Source organism: Reichenbachiella sp. (assembly GCF_965233835.1).
Taxonomy (GTDB): Bacteria; Bacteroidota; Bacteroidia; order Cytophagales; family Cyclobacteriaceae; genus Reichenbachiella.
The window spans coordinates 417,868-434,265 of record NZ_OZ247585.1 but is presented as its reverse complement, the minus strand read 5'-3'; the positions used below and the strand labels follow the sequence as shown (position 1 = coordinate 434,265).

The window sequence follows — 16,398 nt, the reverse complement described above, 5'->3', positions numbered from 1 at the left end:
GATGATATCCAAACTGCCCAACGCCCAAACTTCCATTTTCGCTGTGATGACGAAGATGGCTAATGAATGTGGTGCGATTAATTTGGCACAAGGATTTCCAGATTTTGATGTGGCCCCTGAGCTGATTGATGGCATTCATCATTATATGCAAAAAGGGATGAATCAGTATGCGCCTATGCCAGGTGTGCCTGCATTACGAGAGGCTATTGCGAATAAAATTGACCATACTTACGGAGTAGCCATAACGCCGGACAACATTACCGTTACTGCTGGTGCTACACAAGCCTTATTCGCTGCGATCACAGCTATTGTACATGCCGGAGACGAGGTGATTTTCTTTGACCCTGCGTACGACTGTTATTTGCCCACCATTCAACTCTGTGGAGGCGTGCCGATCAATATTAATTTGGATAAAGATGACTTTTCTATTCCGTGGGATGAGGTAGAAAGAAAAATTACTTCCAAGACCAAACTTATCATTATTAACACACCACACAACCCAAGTGGTGCGATTTTAAGAGAGGATGACATTAAGGAGTTAGCAAGGTTGACCCGTGATAAAGAAATCTTTGTGATCAGCGATGAAGTGTATGAGCATCTGATTTATGATGGGGAGACACATTGTTCGGTACTGAAAAACGAAGAATTGAAGAAAAAGAGTGTAGCGATCTATTCATTTGGAAAAACGTTTCATGCTACCGGTTGGAAGATGGGTTATACTGTGGCTCCTGACTTTCTGACCGAGGAGATCAGAAAAGTACACCAGTTTTTGGTATTTAGTGTAAGTACAGCCACCCAATGGGCATTGGCGGACTACCTAAAAGAACCAAAGCACTATAATTACTTGCCCGTTTTTTTTCAGGAAAAAAGAGACCTTTTGCTAAGCTTGATGAAAGGCTCAAGGTTTAAGCCGGTGACCTGTAAAGGAACTTATTTTCAGAGTTTTTCTTATGCAGATATAAGCGATAAGCCTGATCGCGAAATGGCCGAATGGATCACACGGAATCATGAAGTGGCCTCCATTCCATTATCTCCGTTTTACACCGATCATTCAGACAATAAGCAAATCCGCCTTTGTTTTGCAAAGAGCGAAGAAACACTCAAACAAGCCGCTTTGAAACTATGTCAGATCTAACAGTAGCCATCCTTCAAGCCAATCTCCATTGGGAAAATATCGATGCCAACTTGGCCATGTTTGAAGAACAAATTTGGAGTATTAATGAGACGGTTGACTTCATTGTACTTCCAGAAATGTTCAACACAGGTTTTTCTATGACGCCAGAAAAATTGGCGGAGGTGCCAGGCCTGAAAACCCATAAATGGCTCTTGCAAATGGCTAGCCAGAAGAAGGCCCTGGTTGGTGGAAGTTACATCGTAAAGGAAGGTACGAACTACTTTAACAGATTCTTTATGGCTTTTCCTGATGGAACCTTTCAGACGTATGACAAGAGACATTTGTTTTCTTTGGCTAAGGAGGAAATGTTTTTTGAGGCGGGTACAGAGAGGTTGGTAGTAGAATACAAAGGATGGAAAATTTGTCCATTAGTATGCTATGATCTGCGCTTTCCAGTTTGGGCCAAAAACAAATTTGACGCATCTAATCAATCGTTTGATTATGACTTGCTGCTATATGTAGCCAGCTGGCCAAAGCCTCGAATCAATGCCTGGGATACCTTGCTAAAGGCACGCGCTATCGAAAATCAAAGTTATACGTTGGGCTGCAACCGAATAGGTGAAGACGGGAATGGATACGCCTATGTAGGCCATAGTGGCGTGTGTGATTACTTAGGCGAGACGCTAGATTTCAAGGATGATCAGGAAGGTATTATTATACAAAGGCTGAGCAAAGCTCAGCAAGATGAATTTAGAACAAAATTTCCTTTTGTAGCAGATAGCGACAATTTTTCATTAACCTATTAACCATACGGATTATGAGTTTATTTTCAAGAATAACAATATTAGCATTTGCATTTCTGGTTTTCAGTTGTGGAGATGACGATGAAGGACCTGCTTATGACTTTAAAGACCAAACAGCACAAGGACTGATTAATGGTAAAAGTTGGTCCTTTGTTTCTGGTAGATCATCAGTTTCAAATGGAGAACTTTCAGTTAGCCTAGGTGCAGATACTGATTATGTGCCGTGCGAGAGCTTTTCTATCAATGGTTTGAATATTTTTTTTACTGTTGACAATGAAGTAGGTCTTTATGAATTAAAATTTGATTTCGAAGACCTCGACAATAGTCAAACAGCCACTTTCTATGACCCTGATGGGGGAGAGTTCGGATTGAATATTATTGCTGTAGAAGGTGCCATTGAAATTTTAAGTGTTTCGAGTTCGGAAGTAAGGGGAAGACTTGATATTCGAGATGGTGACGATAATTCCTCCTCTGTCAATGGGAATTTTACCGTGACTCTTTGTGAATAATAGAGTGGTTTCCTTTGGCTGTTAGATTTGTCAATAGTTTTTAGTTAACCACAACTTTGATGGTGCAATGTTGACTTTCATACTCGGCTTTTGCCAAGTACAATCCTTCTTTTAAGAAACTCAAATCAATTGATTGTGGTACGTTGGCAGAAAGTACAAACTCGGTTACCTTGTTTCCGGTTAAGGAATAAATCTCAACTTGTGTATTTGAAAAGTTAGATTGAAAACTAACCGTTTTGTCTTCATTGCTTGGTACAGGAAAGGCTACGAATGTTAATCCAGTTCCTCCAGAAGGGCTGCCAGTTGCATACAACCTGACACCACCCTGAATACTACCAATGGCAATCACATTGCGGCCTAATAATTCTCCTGAAGCGGGTTTCGATATTCGGCCTAGTCGTGTGGAAGTGAGTAGGTCTGAATAGGGAGTGCTGACCAAAGAAGATTGTGCTGTGCCAGTGCCAGTTTGGTAGGCTGAATAAATTGTTATTTCTCCAGTCCGATCAGTAGTTATCAAATCCGCTTGGTCATCGCCATCCAACTCTCCTATGGCAAGGGATAAGTTGCTTCTGCTGTTATTCGCAGCAACACCCAGAAAGGCCTCACTATCTAAAACAAAGGTTGGATTTTCTTGAGAACCAGAATTTCCATAATAATTGAGTTGCCCATTTGATAGTCCTATTAACAAATCTGGAAAACCGTCACTATCTACATCATCTAGCACGAAGTCATCAAGTCTGGATATTTCGGTATCAAGAAATTGAATTTGGGATGTGTTAAAAGATTCTAGCGTTTCCCCAGCATTTATTATGTAAGCGAGCTGAACCTGAAGCGCATCATTCACCAGTGAAAAAACCAAGTCTAGTTTTTGATCATTGTTGAGGTCAACAAACTGTGGTTTTACCTCTGTGTAGCCCAAAGAAGATAACCCATAGAGATCATCTGTTTGCCAAGTGAGTCCGGTGGCACCGGCTTGATAATAGGTGATAGTCGAGACATACTGACCAGATATCAAACTACCAGCATTGCCAATGACCAAATCATTTAATCCATCACCATTTATGTCGACAATGGCCGGATAGGCAAACTCACCCACATCGATCATCTGGTCCTGAAGAAAGGCCTGAGAATTTCCGAATTCATTTTCAGCGGACGCTCCTACATTTTCATATAAGAAACTGGATGACTTGAAGTCTATGTTTTGAACGGTGTTAGATCGTTGATTGCTGGAAATTAGGATATCTTTTTTCCCATCAAATGTCACATCCTCGAAAAAGGCAGAAGGGAAAGAAGTAAAGCCAACGTTGGCAATGAAGGAAGGAAATGTGTTGTGGAAAGGTGTGAATGAAGCATTGGATGGAGTCCCCGTGTTATTTGTGTAGTTAAGGTTTTGACAGCCTTCTTGACTGAGCACCAAATCCATCAGACCGTCCGAATCAAAGTCCAGAGATAGCAAAGCCTTGCCACCGGCATGCAGAATTCTGCCTGAAGCTGCACAAGGTTCATCAACGGTGAAGGCATCGCAGCCACAGTCCAAAATATTCCCATAAGTTCGCGTGGCCCGAACGAAATCCAACCCACAAAACCCAGTATTTTCTACAGCCTGATTTTTGTGAAATTCTATTTGACTACTGGAAGCAAAGTCAAAAACTAGAATGTCTAAATCCCCGTCGCCATCCAGATCGGCGATGGATGGAATGTCAGTAGGGTTGAAGAGCAAATTGATCAACGAGCTGGAACCTTGGGTCTTTAATGGGTTGGCGACTTCTTCCCAGCTAACAGTGTTTTCTGAAGGTAGATTTCTAAAGACTCGGATACCTTGTCCTGTATAGGTGAAAAGATCTTTGCGGCCATCGCAGTCAAAGTCTGCAAGCACCACCCAATGTTGAATGTTTTCTGGGAATAGAAACTCAAAGTGAGGCTGATAAACATAGCTCTCACCAGTATTTTCAAATCCGTTTATTTTATCTGAAGAACGGTCGAATATAATTAAATCTAGATCTTCATCTCCGTCTAAGTCTATGGTTTGGTATTGGGCACTGTTGACACCACCAGCAAAGGCCAACTCAAGCTCATTTCCGTTTTGGGTAACAATGGGTTGAATGAACTCAAGTTCGATTTGTGCCAGAACCGTCTCGAGCAAGGTCAGTTGAATCAAGAAAAAGAGGGATATTCGGATCATAGTCATTGGGTACCATAGCATATGCCAACAATCAAACAGACAATAATCAGAATTATTGGGTGCTGCTCAATATATTTGTGCGTTGCCATACAAATAACAACAAATTTGGATCAAACCATTTCTTTCCTTTACGAAAAATTTTTAGAAAGCGACGGAGTCTGCACAGACACACGTTCACTTCAAAAGAATCAAATCTTCTTTGCGCTTAAAGGAGATAATTTCAACGGCAATGCCTATGCAGCTAAAGCTGTGGAAGATGGAGCATTACTAGCCGTAATTGATGAACCCCAGGATGTTGTGAATGACAAGTTCGTCCTAGTAGAAAATGTTCTTGAGAGTCTGCAGCAATTGGCGAATCACCATAGGGATCAATTTGACATACCTTTTTTAGGAATCACAGGTTCTAACGGAAAAACATCGACTAAGGAACTGACCGCGCGGGTCATGGCATCGGATCGCAAAGTTCAATACACAAAAGGCAATCTAAATAATCATATCGGTGTGCCGCTGACTTTGCTGAGCATCAAACCAGATACTGAATTTGCTATTATTGAAATGGGCGCCAATCACATTGGTGAAATTGCTGCTTTGTGTGAAATGGCAAAGCCGACCCATGGTTTGATTACTAATATTGGCACAGCGCATATTGGAGAGTTTGGTGGGCAAGAAGCTATTATTCGGGCTAAAAGCGAATTATTTGATTACCTAAGAAAGACGGAGGGAACTCCTTTCATCAATATAGACGATAGGGTGTTGAAAAATATGTCTAAGCGGTTCCCAGATGCTATTACCTATCCCAATAACTTGTGTTCGCTGAAGTCTGCCACTCCTTTTGTTCATTATATGGATGAGCATGGCGAAACCCATGCTACTGAAATGATAGGAGCCTATAACTTTTCAAATATAGCTGCGGCGGTTACTGTGGGGAATTATTTTGAAGTGGAAGAACCATATCGTGCTATCGATGGCTATATGCCCGACAATAATCGTTCGCAGCTGATTGAGTTAAACTCAAACACTGTGGTGCTAGATGCTTACAATGCCAATCCGGATTCTATTCGTGTGGCACTCGACAATTTGGCCGTCATTGATAGTGATCAAAAGGTGGCTATCTTGGGAGATATGAAGGAGTTGGGAGAGTATTCCATTGAGGAGCACCGAAAAATAATTGAGTATGCTGAAACCTTAGCCCTCAATGAAGTGTATCTGGTAGGGAATGATTTTAAGAAAGCTCATAATTATTCGAATTCAAAAGTTTTTGAAAAAATAGACGAGTTGATTTCATTGCTTCAAAAGAACCCGCTTTCAGCAGCTACTGTGCTTATCAAAGGTTCGAGAGGAATGAGAATGGAGCAGCTCACAGAACGTACTGACCTATGGACTTAAAACCCACTGTTAAATTCCTAAAAGACCTTTCAGTAAACAACAATAAGGAATGGTTTGACACCAATAGAAAAACCTATGAAGCTTGTCGCAAGCAGTTTTTAGGTCTGGTAGAAAACATCATAGGAGAGATTGCCAAATTTGATCCTGAGCTGACGGGTGTTGATCCTAAAAAATGCGTTTTCAGAATCAATAGAGACATTAGGTTCAGTAAGGACAAAACACCTTACAAAACTAACTTTGGAGCCTTGATGGGAGCTAATGGAAAGAAAACCGAAGGCACTGGTTTTTATATGCATCTGGCACCAGGGCAAAATTTTGCAGGAGGAGGCATTTATATGCCACCGCCAGAAACATTGGCTGCCATCCGGCAAGAAATTGACTACAACCCTGAGGGTTTGAAAAAACTTTTGGCCTCCAAGGACTTCAAAGAAACCTTTGTAGACATCAAAGGAGACAAGCTAAAGACAGCCCCAAAAGGATATCCTAAGGATCATCCAAACATTGAACTACTGAGGCTTAAAAGCTTCTATGTGATAAAGGAATTTACAGAGAGAGAGCTAACGTCAGAGGGCTTTTTTGAAGAACTGATTTCGACCTACAAAAAGGCCCATGAGTTCAACAAATATTTAAAAGAAGCAATTAGTTAAAAATAATTCTGAAAAGATTTGGTAATATAAAATCATAATCTATTTTTGCACACCCAAATAAAGGGCGCTTAGCTCAGCTGGTTCAGAGCACCTCGTTTACACCGAGGGGGTCGGGGGTTCGAATCCCTCAGCGCCCACAATCAAAAGCCGCAAATCAATCGATTTGCGGCTTTTATTTTTTTCAGAAAGTTGTACTTGTAAATACTTGATTGAAAAAAATAAAAGACGGATGAGCGGAGCGAATAAGGCTTGAAGATTGATCACCCATTTAGCTAATGGGGATCATGAAATAATCCCTCAGCGCCCACTACCAAAAAAGCCATTTCGAATACTCGAAATGGCTTTTTTTATGCCCACAGATTTTCTGTTTTCATGCTATTCCAGTGGCTACACTTGCGCGCTTTTCCAAAGCGAACCAGTGAGTACTTTGAATGATGCACGATTGTGCAAAAAGCTTCGAAGATCCTCCTACAGCCATGGAATGACTCATCCTTTTGCTTCTCAAGCCCGTTACTCAAGTCATTTCGTCGGGAGGGACGACCAGAGGAATCTTCGTGCTAGAAATAATGCTCGACATTCAATAATTGCCTCTTAGTGATCAGACGAATAGTTTGCCATTCGTCTGACCATTAGAAAACTCAATGCTTACTCTCTGCCAGTTCCTTTACTACTTCATGAAATGGGCGACTGGTAATTTTACTTTCCAACCAACTCATAATGTCGAAATACAGCAACGGCTTCGCTTCAAATTTATCTTCAAGCAATCCTTGCAGACTTGTTCTTAATGTGATCAACTCTCCTTTTAGATCCAATGGCATGATGTCCTCTGTCTTTTTCAAGAACTGTAGGATGATGTGATGAAACTGCCCAAGAATATTCCTTTGACGTAAATAGACGAATGCTCGATTTCTCATGGTTTTCAAGTTGTCCAGATCGCGCATGTCGTATAATACAATCAGATAGAGAATGTAGGCGAAACTTTTCAAATCTTCACGCAGCTGATCATTCTTATTGTCGATCACTCGATCCAGATAGGCCAGACTCTTTTCGTACTTGCCTAGTCCGAAATAAAGAATAGCCGCTTTGTAGAATACCACCAACTGGTTGTTACTATCTACATATTCGAGCGACTCCTCTAGCTTGCCAAGGTAGCGTTCGAGTTTTGGTCCATATTGTTTGAAGTCACCTTCAAGGAAACATTTGTTGAGCGTCTGAATCGTCAGACATCTGACCAACAACTGCTTACTATTGCCATCAATGGCCTTGGCATAAAGCTTTTCAAACTCCAGGAGCTCTTCGTAATAGATGCTAAATCTATCTACGTCATTGATTCTAAAAAGCGATTGAAGTAAACGGTTCAGCCCTCTCAAGAACTCTGCATGACGAAGATGGGTGAGGTTACTTTCTTTAAATATGCTTACCCAAATCTCTGTGTATTTCACACACGACGTAAAATCTTGAGTCAGATAGGAAAACCAATAATAGGCTCGACACATATTATACTGCTCGCTGAAAGACAAGTGCGTTTTGTCATGCTCTGGAAGGTTGCCGTAAAAGATCTTATTGATTTTTTCGAGTTCATCTTCATTTCGTGCCATACCGCTTCTCAGGAAGTGCGCCTTCATGCGAAGTGCCAAAGAGAAGAAAGCCTGCGCGACGTTGATTTTACGTAATAGGCTCTTGGTATCTTTGTCGAGCTTCAAGCAAGTGGTCTGATCCAAAGACAACATCTGCTGGTTCTCAATATTCTTCTCGTAATTGAGCAAAGCCAGTTTGAATATATTCTTCTTGTAGTTATTAGCAGTTGCTTTGGTTTTCTGCAGCATCTTCATGCTCTGTTCATAAAGTCCCTTTTTGAAAAGCAATCGGACATAATCCAGATTCTCACGTAGCATGATATCTACATCAGTTTTGATCTGACTCTGACGTAGCACCATGAGCACCTGCTTAAAAAGGTGCGACTTCATGTTTGCCAACTGTGAACGTTTGAGATCAGGCATTTTTTTGAAGATTTGATCTTCATCATAAGCCTCCATGCCCTCTAGGACATCGAACAGTTTTACAAATTTTGCTTCAGAAGGGTCGCTAACTTTACCTGCGTATAATTTGAAACTTCGCTTCTCCGATTTGGTCAAAGCATGGATCAATTGAAAAAGTGGCTGTGCGTGTGAAGTTTTGGCCATTGTATTTTCTAAGTATGTAATAGTTTGACAATCAATTCATTATACATTATTGGGTTAATGTTGAACTTCATATCATTTCTGGATACTTAGTTTTTGCAATATATAAAAAATATAGTTTTACTCCTCAATATCGGAAAACCTCTTGTTAGCAACCCAAGCAACAATTTCCCCAAAATGAGAGAGGTTATCCTTGTAAGCATTTGATCTATATGGAAAATTACCAGAAAACAACGGGATTATACTCTCCGGACTTTGAGCGCGACTCTTGTGGGATAGGATTTATCGCCCAGATAAAAAACCAGCCTTCTCACCAAATTGTACAAGACGGATTGACCATGCTCGAAAAAATGGAGCATCGAGGTGGAGTAGCAGCAGATGGAGAAACAGGAGATGGAGCAGGAGTTCTGACCCAATTGCCTTACGACTTCTTCAATGAAGTAGCGAAAGAAAATAGCATCACACTTCCAGCCAAAGGAAAATATGGGGTTGGAACTTTGTTTGTACCCAAAGGACACGACAAAAAAGGAATATTAGAAATAGTAGAGGAATCAATTGAGGCTTTGAGTTTTGATAAACTATGGCTTAGAAGAGTGCCGGTTGATTCTAAAAAGATTGGAAGAATAGCCAAGCAGTCGGAGCCATCTATTTATCACCTATTTGTAAAGAAAGGTGAGTATGAAGGCAAAGAGCTGAACAGAAAACTGTATGTATTAAGAAAATACATCGAGCATAAAGTAAGAGAGGTCTACCCAGTGTCTGACTTTTATATTGCTTCTTTTTCATGTTCTACCATTACTTATAAAGGTGAGTTGAGAACCTGGCAAGTGAATCAGTATTACCTGGATTTGAATGATGAGAGATACACCTCGGCAACAGCGATGGTTCACTCAAGATTCTCTACCAACACCTTCCCAGAGTGGAGGTTGGCACAGCCGTTCCGATTCTTGGCTCACAATGGTGAAATCAATACCATTAAAGGTAATATCAACAAAATGGTATCGAGAGAGGCTTTATTGGCCTCTACAGACTTTACCGAAGAAGAAATTGCGGTATTAACTCCGATCTGTAACATGCAATTCTCAGATTCAGCCAATTTGGATGGCATCTTGGAATTGTTGATTATGGGCGGCAGAAGCTTACAACATACCATGGCGATGTTGGTACCGGAAGCGTGGCAAGAAGAGACTGACATCAGTCCAGAAAAGAGAGCCTTTTACGAATTTCATTCTACCATATTCGAACCGTGGGATGGACCTGCTTCCTTGGTCTATACAGATGGATACACCATTGGTGCTAGTTTGGATAGAAATGGATTGAGACCCTCTAGGATAATTGCTACGAAAGATGATCGTTTAATCCTGAGTTCAGAGGTAGGAGCGGTAGAAATAGCACCAGAGCTTATCAAGAAAAACGAAAGACTCGGGCCAGGTCAAATGATCATGGTTGACCTTACTACCTCTACCATTTCATTTAACAAAGAAATAAAGAGCAAGCTAGCTAATGATCAGCCTTACCAAAAGTGGGTTGAAGAGAATCTAATTCACCTGTCTGATTTTATAAAAGACAAACCATTAGATCAAGCGCTTCAAGCAGACGACCTGCTACAAAAGCAAATTGCCAATGGCTTTACCCAAGAGGATATCAAATTCATCTTGGAGCCTATGATGAAGAATGGTACGGAGCCCTTGGGTTCTATGGGTAACGATACTGCGCTAGCTGTATTTAGAGAGAACCCTACGCACCTAGCTCAATATGTAAAACAAATATTTGCACAGGTAAGTAACCCGCCTATTGATCCGATCAGAGAACGTTCTGTAATGTCATTGATCAATTACTTAGGAAACAGTGAAAACATTCTGGAGCATAAGTCTGAGCACGCGCAGAAAATTAGAATAGAAAATCCGTTGCTTTCAGCTCACGAGTTTGAATTCATCAGAAATGTAAAGTTTAGTGGATTCGCATCTGAAGTAATCGACGCTACCTACGATCCAAAAGACAATGATTTGCAAAGTGCTCTTAAGGCATTGTCAAAGAAAGCTGCCAAAGTGGTTGAAGATGGAGCAAACATCTTGATTCTTTCGAATAAAGATGTTTCTGTTGATCGCGTTCGCATTCCAAGTTTGTTGGCTACGGGGGCGGTTCACCAATATCTATTAAAGAAAAAACTAAGAGCTAAAACCAGCTTAGTCGTAGAAGGCGGAGATGTTGTAGAAACGCATCACATTGCTACATTGGTAGGGTTCGGTGCTACAGCAGTGTATCCTTACTTAACGGTAGAAACTATCCTTCATCAAGGTGCTTCCTTGAGCCAATCAGGTAATGAACTATTTGAGCAGTATAGAAAATCAATAGGCTATGGGTTGAGAAAAATCCTTTCTAAAATGGGAATCTCAACCATACAGTCTTACGAATCTGCTCAGATTTTTGAAATCATAGGTTTGGATTTGGAAGTAACAGATCTTTGTTTCAGAGGAACGCCTTCAAGAATTTCCGGAAAAGGGTTTGAGCAAATCGAAAAAGAAATCCTGGAAAACCATCACGCTGCTTTTGTCCCAACTAATGAAAAAGCTGATTTAGAAACAGGTGGTTTGTACCAGTGGAAAAGAGACGGTGTGCGTCACTTGTTTACGCCAGAGGTGATTCATTCGCTACAGAAGTCTACCAGAAGTGGCAACTATGAGTTGTTCAAAACTTATAGCCAGGCTATTAACGATCAAGCTGAAAAGAACATTACCCTTCGGAGTATGTTCGAATTCAATGGCAAAAAACCCATTCCTTTAGAACAAGTCGAGCCAGCGTCTGAGATCATGAAAAGATTCGCTACTGGTGCGATGTCTTTCGGGTCAATTTCTGAGGAAGCACATACTACCATCGCCAAAGCGATGAACCTGATCGGAGGTAAATCCAACAGTGGCGAGGGCGGCGAAGATGCCATCAGATATACACCAAATGCCGATGGCACTTTGTCAAGGTCAGCGATCAAGCAAGTAGCTTCTGGAAGGTTTGGTGTGACAGCTCACTACTTAGTGAATGCAGATGAAATTCAAATAAAAATTGCGCAAGGAGCAAAGCCAGGAGAAGGTGGTCAGTTACCCGGGAAAAAGGTTGATGAAACTATTGGTCGAATCAGACACTCCACACCAGGTGTGTCACTGATCTCCCCTCCTCCTCACCACGACATTTATTCTATTGAGGACTTGGCGCAATTGATTTATGACCTGAAAAACACCAACGAAAAAGCTGACATCAATGTGAAGTTGGTGGCAGAAGCAGGTGTAGGAACGATTGCAGCTGGGGTAGCTAAAGCTAAAGCCGATAATATCCTGATAGCGGGCCATGATGGTGGAACTGGAGCGTCTCCTATTAGTTCAGTACATCATGCCGGTATTCCTTGGGAAATCGGATTGGCGGAAACTCACCAAACTCTAGAGAAAAATGACTTGAGAAAGAAGGTGAAACTTCAGGCAGATGGTCAGATGCGTACGGGTAGAGATTTGGCTATTGCGGCCATCCTTGGAGCAGAAGAGTGGGGAGTATCTACAGCAGTGCTTGTAGTAGAAGGCTGCATCATGATGAGAAAATGTCATCTGAATACTTGCCCGGTCGGGGTAGCTACTCAAAATCCTGAGTTGAGAAAACTCTTCTCTGGAAAGGTGGAGCACATTGTAAACTTCTTCAATTTCTTGGCTGAGGAAATGAGAGAAATCATGGCTGAGTTAGGCGTGAAGACAGTAGCTGAGCTGGTAGGTAGAACAGACCTTTTGACCTTCGATAGAAAGAAGGCTAAGAATCATGCTGGGAACATAGATTTGGAAGCTTTGCTTCAGAATCCATTCAAGCCAAAAGATCACTTGTCTTGTAAATTGGTAGATCAGGATCATGAATTGACCCAGGTATTGGATAGACAATTGATCGAAGAATCTCAGCCTGCATTAGGCAAGAAGGAAAAAGTAAGAATAGACGTTCCGATCAATAGCCAGAACAGAACAGTAGGTGCTATGCTTTCAGGCGAATTGGCGCAAGCTCATGGCCCAGAAGGATTGGACAGAAATACAATCAAAGTGAAATTCACCGGATCGGCAGGACAAAGTTTTGCAGCCTTCCTGGCCAAGGGAATCACCTTCAATCTCGAAGGCGAAGCCAATGACTATGTAGGCAAAGGCCTGTCGGGTGGAAAGGTAGTTTGTTATCCTCATGCCAAATCTGACATTGTGCCAGAGGACAATATCTTGGTAGGCAATGTTTGTCTATACGGTGCTACATCTGGTGAACTATATGTAAATGGTAAAGCTGGAGAAAGATTCGCTGTAAGAAACTCAGGAGCTCAAGCTGTCACTGAAGGTCTTGGAGATCACGGATGTGAATACATGACTGGTGGTCGAGTGATCGTGCTGGGCGAAACCGGCAAAAATTTCGCTGCCGGAATGAGTGGAGGTATCGCTTACATCTACGTGGAAGACTTTGATTTTGCATCGAAATGCAACATGGAGCTAGTAGAACTGGAGTCTCCAAGTACTGAAGATTTTGAGTATATCCAAAATCAAATAAACAAGCACTCTAGATATACCAAGAGTAACAAAGCATTCAACATCCTGGATCAATGGGATACTGCTAAAAACAAGTTTGTAAAGGTGATACCAACCGAGTACAAACAGATATTAGAAAAGAAAAAGTTAGAACAAGAAAAGATCGCATAATATGGGACAGGTAGATGGATTTTTGACTTATAAAAGACACAGCCTCGACTATGAGGAGGTGGAAAAAAGAACGCAGCATTACAAAGAATTTGTAAAGCCTGTTTCGCCAAAAGCAACCAATGAGCAGGCGGCTCGATGTATGGATTGTGGAATACCTTTTTGCCACAGCGGCTGTCCGCTAGGCAATAAGATTCCTGACTTCAACGATGCCGTTTATCGCAACGAATTCAAAGAAGCTTGGGGCATTCTCAAAAGCACCAACAACTTCCCAGAGTTCACTGGTAGAATATGTCCAGCCCCTTGTGAGGGCTCGTGTGTACTGGGCCTCAATAATGATCCGGTAAGTATAGAGCATATCGAAAAAACCATCGCTGAAGAAGCATTTGCTCAAGGTTGGGAAACTTCACATTCGGTAAGCATCAAGTCAGATAAATCTGTAGCCGTAATTGGTTCGGGACCTGCTGGATTGGCAGCTGCTGATCAGTTGTGCAAGCAAGGGCATGATGTTACGGTATTCGAGAGAGACACGCAGGCTGGTGGGCTTTTGAGGTTTGGGATTCCTGATTTCAAATTAGAGAAAACTGTAGTCGAAAGACGAGTGAACTTGATGAAGGAGTCAGGTGTGAAGTTTGAATGTGGAGTAGAGATTGGTAAAGATATTTCTGCCAAAGAAATCGAATCTAAGTTCGACGCCATTGCGATCTGTACAGGTAGTACCGTGGCCAGAGACTTGCCTATCCCTGGAAGAGAGTTGAATGGAATTCACCTAGCGATGAAATTCTTGAAAAATTCGAATAAAGTAGTGTCTGGTGAAGATGCTGAGATCGTTTCCGAAATGGACGCTAAAGGCAAAAACGTCATAGTGATCGGCGGAGGAGACACGGGATCTGATTGTGTGGGTACATCCATTCGTCAAGGTGCGGAGAGTGTTACTCAGATCGAGTTACTTGACAAACCTTCAGAAGGTCGAACTGAATCCAATCCATGGCCAGAGTGGCCCATGGTATTGAGAACGTCTACTTCTCAAAAAGAGGGTTGTGAAAGAAATTGGTCCGTGCTGACCAAAGAGTTTATTGGCAACGAGAAAGGTGAGGTAACAGGACTTAGAGTTGTCGATGTAGAATGGACCGACAAAGCCGCCTTTAAATTCGAAGAGGTGGAAGGAACGGAGCGTGTGCTGCCATGCGAGAGAGCGTATCTTGCCATTGGATTTATGCACCCTCAGAAAGAAGGTTTGCTTGAAGAGCTAGGCATAGAAACAAACCAGCGAGGCAACATTCAAGACGAAATGTATCGCACCAATAAAGAAAATGTATTTGCAGCCGGCGATTGTCGCAGAGGTCAGTCTCTAGTAGTATGGGCCATCAGCGAAGGTCGTAAGGCGGCGTATTCAGTTAACAAGTTCTTAACCAAGTAAAAATGGTAAATCTAGATAGAATGCTAAGTAGTTTTCTCATATAGAAGTTGGTAAGGGCTTCAACCTAGTCGGAAGTCATTTGTTGGATAAAACCCCGGTACCAGTGGTTTAGGTATTGGGGTTTTTTTGATTTGGAACTAATCCACTAGTTTCGTCCTGTTAAACTCTGAAAACTCAAAATGAAAAGTACAATTAGCCTTTTGCTTGTCTCAATTATTACTCTCATGTCACAGGCCCAAACTCCAACACAAACCGCAGGGTTAGAGTTAAATGATGTATCTATATACTATGAAACTTACGGGCAGGGAGAGCCTCTATTACTGCTCCATGGATATACCCAGTCCTCTAAATCATGGAAGGATTTTGTGGAGTATTATGCTCAAGATTACAAAGTGTATCTTATTGATCTACGAGGACATGGCAAATCCAGTCCGTTTACTGAAACCTTCAAAGTCGAAGATGCCACCAAGGATATACTAGCACTTATACAAACACTAAAGCTGGAAAAAATAAAGGGCATTGGTTTTAGTTTTGGAGGTGATGTATTGCTGCAATTGAGTAGTATGAGCCCAGAAACAGTAGAGTCCATGGTAGTCATTGGATCTAATGCCGATTGGGACGCTCAGAATTATCCTGATATGCTCGAGGCTTTTACTTATGAAAATATAGAGCAGTTTGCCTGGATTAGAGATTTTCATGCAGGAGGCGAAGAGCAAGTCCAATCTGTCATAGAGCAATTGGCGAATTATAACATAAAAATGTCAGCTGATGAGCTCGCTAGAATAAAAGCCAATACACTTCTTATTCTTGGTGATCGCGAACAAATTTCGGTGGAATCTGTGGTTAGCTTGAGCAAAAAAATTGATAATTCAGCACTCTGGATTATGCCAAATACAGGCCACTATGCGCACCAGGGAGACAATCGAGAAGAATTCATTAGAATCTCCAAAAAATTTCTTGCTCAGAAAAATGAATAAGGTTTTGCCCATTATGGATTTGGCATTTTATAGAGTTGGTAACCTGAAAATAAAGAACCTTCAAGAGGAACGCGAAAGTCAGGAGTATGGCGCCTGTCGATTTGAAATTAATGGAAAGAAGGTCATAAGCCGAAATGCTAAAATCACCCCTAAAAAAGTAGGCCAATTTGTGACTGTTTGGAAGAGGTCACCAGAAGGCATAACTCAGCCTCTTCAAGAGTCTGATAACTTCGACCTGTTGGTTATCAACGTAAGATATGAGAGTCAACTAGGGCAATTCGTCTTTCCAAAATCAATTCTTTTGGAGAAAGGAATTATAACTTCAGATAAAAAAGAAGGTAAGAGAGGCTTTCGTGTTTATCCTCCTTGGGATCAACCAATCAGTAAACAAGCCATTACGAGTCAGAAATGGCAGGTACGCCACTTTCTTAAATCAGAAGACCCACTTCAGGTAGTGCAGCAGGCGTATCAAATTAATTGATC

11 protein-coding genes and 1 tRNA gene are annotated in these 16,398 nt (G+C 41.6%); 10 read left to right on the top strand and 2 right to left on the bottom strand.

Translation table 11 applies throughout. From position 1 onward, the window contains the following. Position 1 precedes the first annotated feature (1 nt). Genes ACO6S2_RS01825 through ACO6S2_RS01815 form a run of 3 tightly spaced genes read left to right on the top strand, consistent with a single transcriptional unit; the run spans position 2 to position 2,426 of the window. Entirely contained in the window at positions 2–1,135 is a 1,134-nt protein-coding gene (locus tag ACO6S2_RS01825) for a methionine aminotransferase (protein ID WP_422360810.1), read from the top strand. After that, on the top strand, positions 1,123–1,920 hold the full coding sequence (locus tag ACO6S2_RS01820) for an amidohydrolase (RefSeq protein WP_422360809.1): 798 nt from the start codon (positions 1,123–1,125) through the stop codon (positions 1,918–1,920). Before ACO6S2_RS01825 ends, ACO6S2_RS01820 begins: the two co-directional genes overlap by 13 nt. An 11-nt stretch (positions 1,921–1,931) precedes the next feature. Then, entirely contained in the window at positions 1,932–2,426 is a 495-nt protein-coding gene (locus ACO6S2_RS01815) for a hypothetical protein (protein WP_422360808.1), read from the top strand. A gap of 40 nt (positions 2,427–2,466) precedes the next feature. Here the strand turns inward: ACO6S2_RS01815 and ACO6S2_RS01810 are convergent, their stop codons facing one another. Continuing rightward, a complete protein-coding gene (locus ACO6S2_RS01810; RefSeq protein WP_422360807.1) occupies positions 2,467–4,608 on the bottom strand; it encodes a T9SS type A sorting domain-containing protein in 2,142 nt (713 codons plus the stop codon). 105 nt (positions 4,609–4,713) lie between these two features. On the opposite strand from ACO6S2_RS01810, the gene ACO6S2_RS01805 reads away from it, so the two are divergent. From ACO6S2_RS01805 to ACO6S2_RS01795, 3 genes are all read left to right on the top strand, one after another. Further along, a complete protein-coding gene (locus ACO6S2_RS01805) occupies positions 4,714–5,994 on the top strand; it encodes a UDP-N-acetylmuramoyl-tripeptide--D-alanyl-D-alanine ligase (protein ID WP_422360806.1) in 1,281 nt (426 codons plus the stop codon). Beyond that, positions 5,985–6,641, top strand: a complete 657-nt coding sequence (locus tag ACO6S2_RS01800) for a DUF2461 domain-containing protein (protein ID WP_422360805.1) — start codon at positions 5,985–5,987, stop codon at positions 6,639–6,641. The genes ACO6S2_RS01805 and ACO6S2_RS01800 overlap by 10 nt, the downstream gene beginning before the upstream one ends. 62 nt (positions 6,642–6,703) lie before the next feature. After that, positions 6,704–6,778, top strand: a tRNA-Val gene (locus ACO6S2_RS01795). Positions 6,779–7,279: 501 nt separating this feature from the next. Here the strand turns inward: ACO6S2_RS01795 and ACO6S2_RS01790 are convergent. Continuing rightward, positions 7,280–8,824, bottom strand: a complete 1,545-nt coding sequence (locus tag ACO6S2_RS01790; protein ID WP_422360804.1) for a hypothetical protein — start codon at positions 8,822–8,824, stop codon at positions 7,280–7,282. Between the two features lie 209 nt (positions 8,825–9,033). On the opposite strand from ACO6S2_RS01790, the gene gltB reads away from it, so the two are divergent. The 4 genes from gltB (at position 9,034) to ACO6S2_RS01770 (ending at position 16,396) form a co-directional block, all read left to right on the top strand. Then, positions 9,034–13,521 (top strand): glutamate synthase large subunit, encoded by a 4,488-nt coding sequence (gltB, locus tag ACO6S2_RS01785; RefSeq protein WP_422360803.1) that lies wholly within the window; start codon positions 9,034–9,036, stop codon positions 13,519–13,521. A 1-nt stretch (position 13,522) separates the two neighbouring features. Beyond that, positions 13,523–14,938 carry a glutamate synthase subunit beta gene (locus ACO6S2_RS01780; RefSeq protein ID WP_422360802.1) on the top strand — a complete coding sequence of 472 codons (1,416 nt, stop codon included), beginning with the start codon at positions 13,523–13,525 and terminating at the stop codon, positions 14,936–14,938. A gap of 224 nt (positions 14,939–15,162) precedes the next feature. Beyond that, positions 15,163–15,915, top strand: coding sequence for an alpha/beta fold hydrolase (locus ACO6S2_RS01775; RefSeq protein WP_422360801.1), 753 nt, complete (start codon positions 15,163–15,165; stop codon positions 15,913–15,915). Continuing rightward, positions 15,908–16,396, top strand: a complete 489-nt coding sequence (locus tag ACO6S2_RS01770; protein ID WP_422360800.1) for a MepB family protein — start codon at positions 15,908–15,910, stop codon at positions 16,394–16,396. The genes ACO6S2_RS01775 and ACO6S2_RS01770 overlap by 8 nt, the downstream gene beginning before the upstream one ends. Positions 16,397–16,398: the final 2 nt, after the last annotated feature.

What these genes read in the sequence shown, in the direction of transcription:
- ACO6S2_RS01825 (WP_422360810.1), top strand. Translation starts at nt 2, where the DNA reads ATGATATCCAAACTGCCCAACGCCCAAACTTCCATTTTCGCTGTGATG.
- ACO6S2_RS01820 (WP_422360809.1), top strand. Translation starts at nt 1,123, where the DNA reads ATGTCAGATCTAACAGTAGCCATCCTTCAAGCCAATCTCCATTGGGAA.
- ACO6S2_RS01815 (WP_422360808.1), top strand. Translation starts at nt 1,932, where the DNA reads ATGAGTTTATTTTCAAGAATAACAATATTAGCATTTGCATTTCTGGTT.
- ACO6S2_RS01810 (WP_422360807.1), bottom strand. Translation starts at nt 4,608, where the DNA reads ATGATCCGAATATCCCTCTTTTTCTTGATTCAACTGACCTTGCTCGAG.
- ACO6S2_RS01800 (WP_422360805.1), top strand. Translation starts at nt 5,985, where the DNA reads ATGGACTTAAAACCCACTGTTAAATTCCTAAAAGACCTTTCAGTAAAC.
- ACO6S2_RS01790 (WP_422360804.1), bottom strand. Translation starts at nt 8,824, where the DNA reads ATGGCCAAAACTTCACACGCACAGCCACTTTTTCAATTGATCCATGCT.
- gltB (WP_422360803.1), top strand. Translation starts at nt 9,034, where the DNA reads ATGGAAAATTACCAGAAAACAACGGGATTATACTCTCCGGACTTTGAG.
- ACO6S2_RS01780 (WP_422360802.1), top strand. Translation starts at nt 13,523, where the DNA reads ATGGGACAGGTAGATGGATTTTTGACTTATAAAAGACACAGCCTCGAC.
- ACO6S2_RS01775 (WP_422360801.1), top strand. Translation starts at nt 15,163, where the DNA reads ATGTCACAGGCCCAAACTCCAACACAAACCGCAGGGTTAGAGTTAAAT.
- ACO6S2_RS01770 (WP_422360800.1), top strand. Translation starts at nt 15,908, where the DNA reads ATGAATAAGGTTTTGCCCATTATGGATTTGGCATTTTATAGAGTTGGT.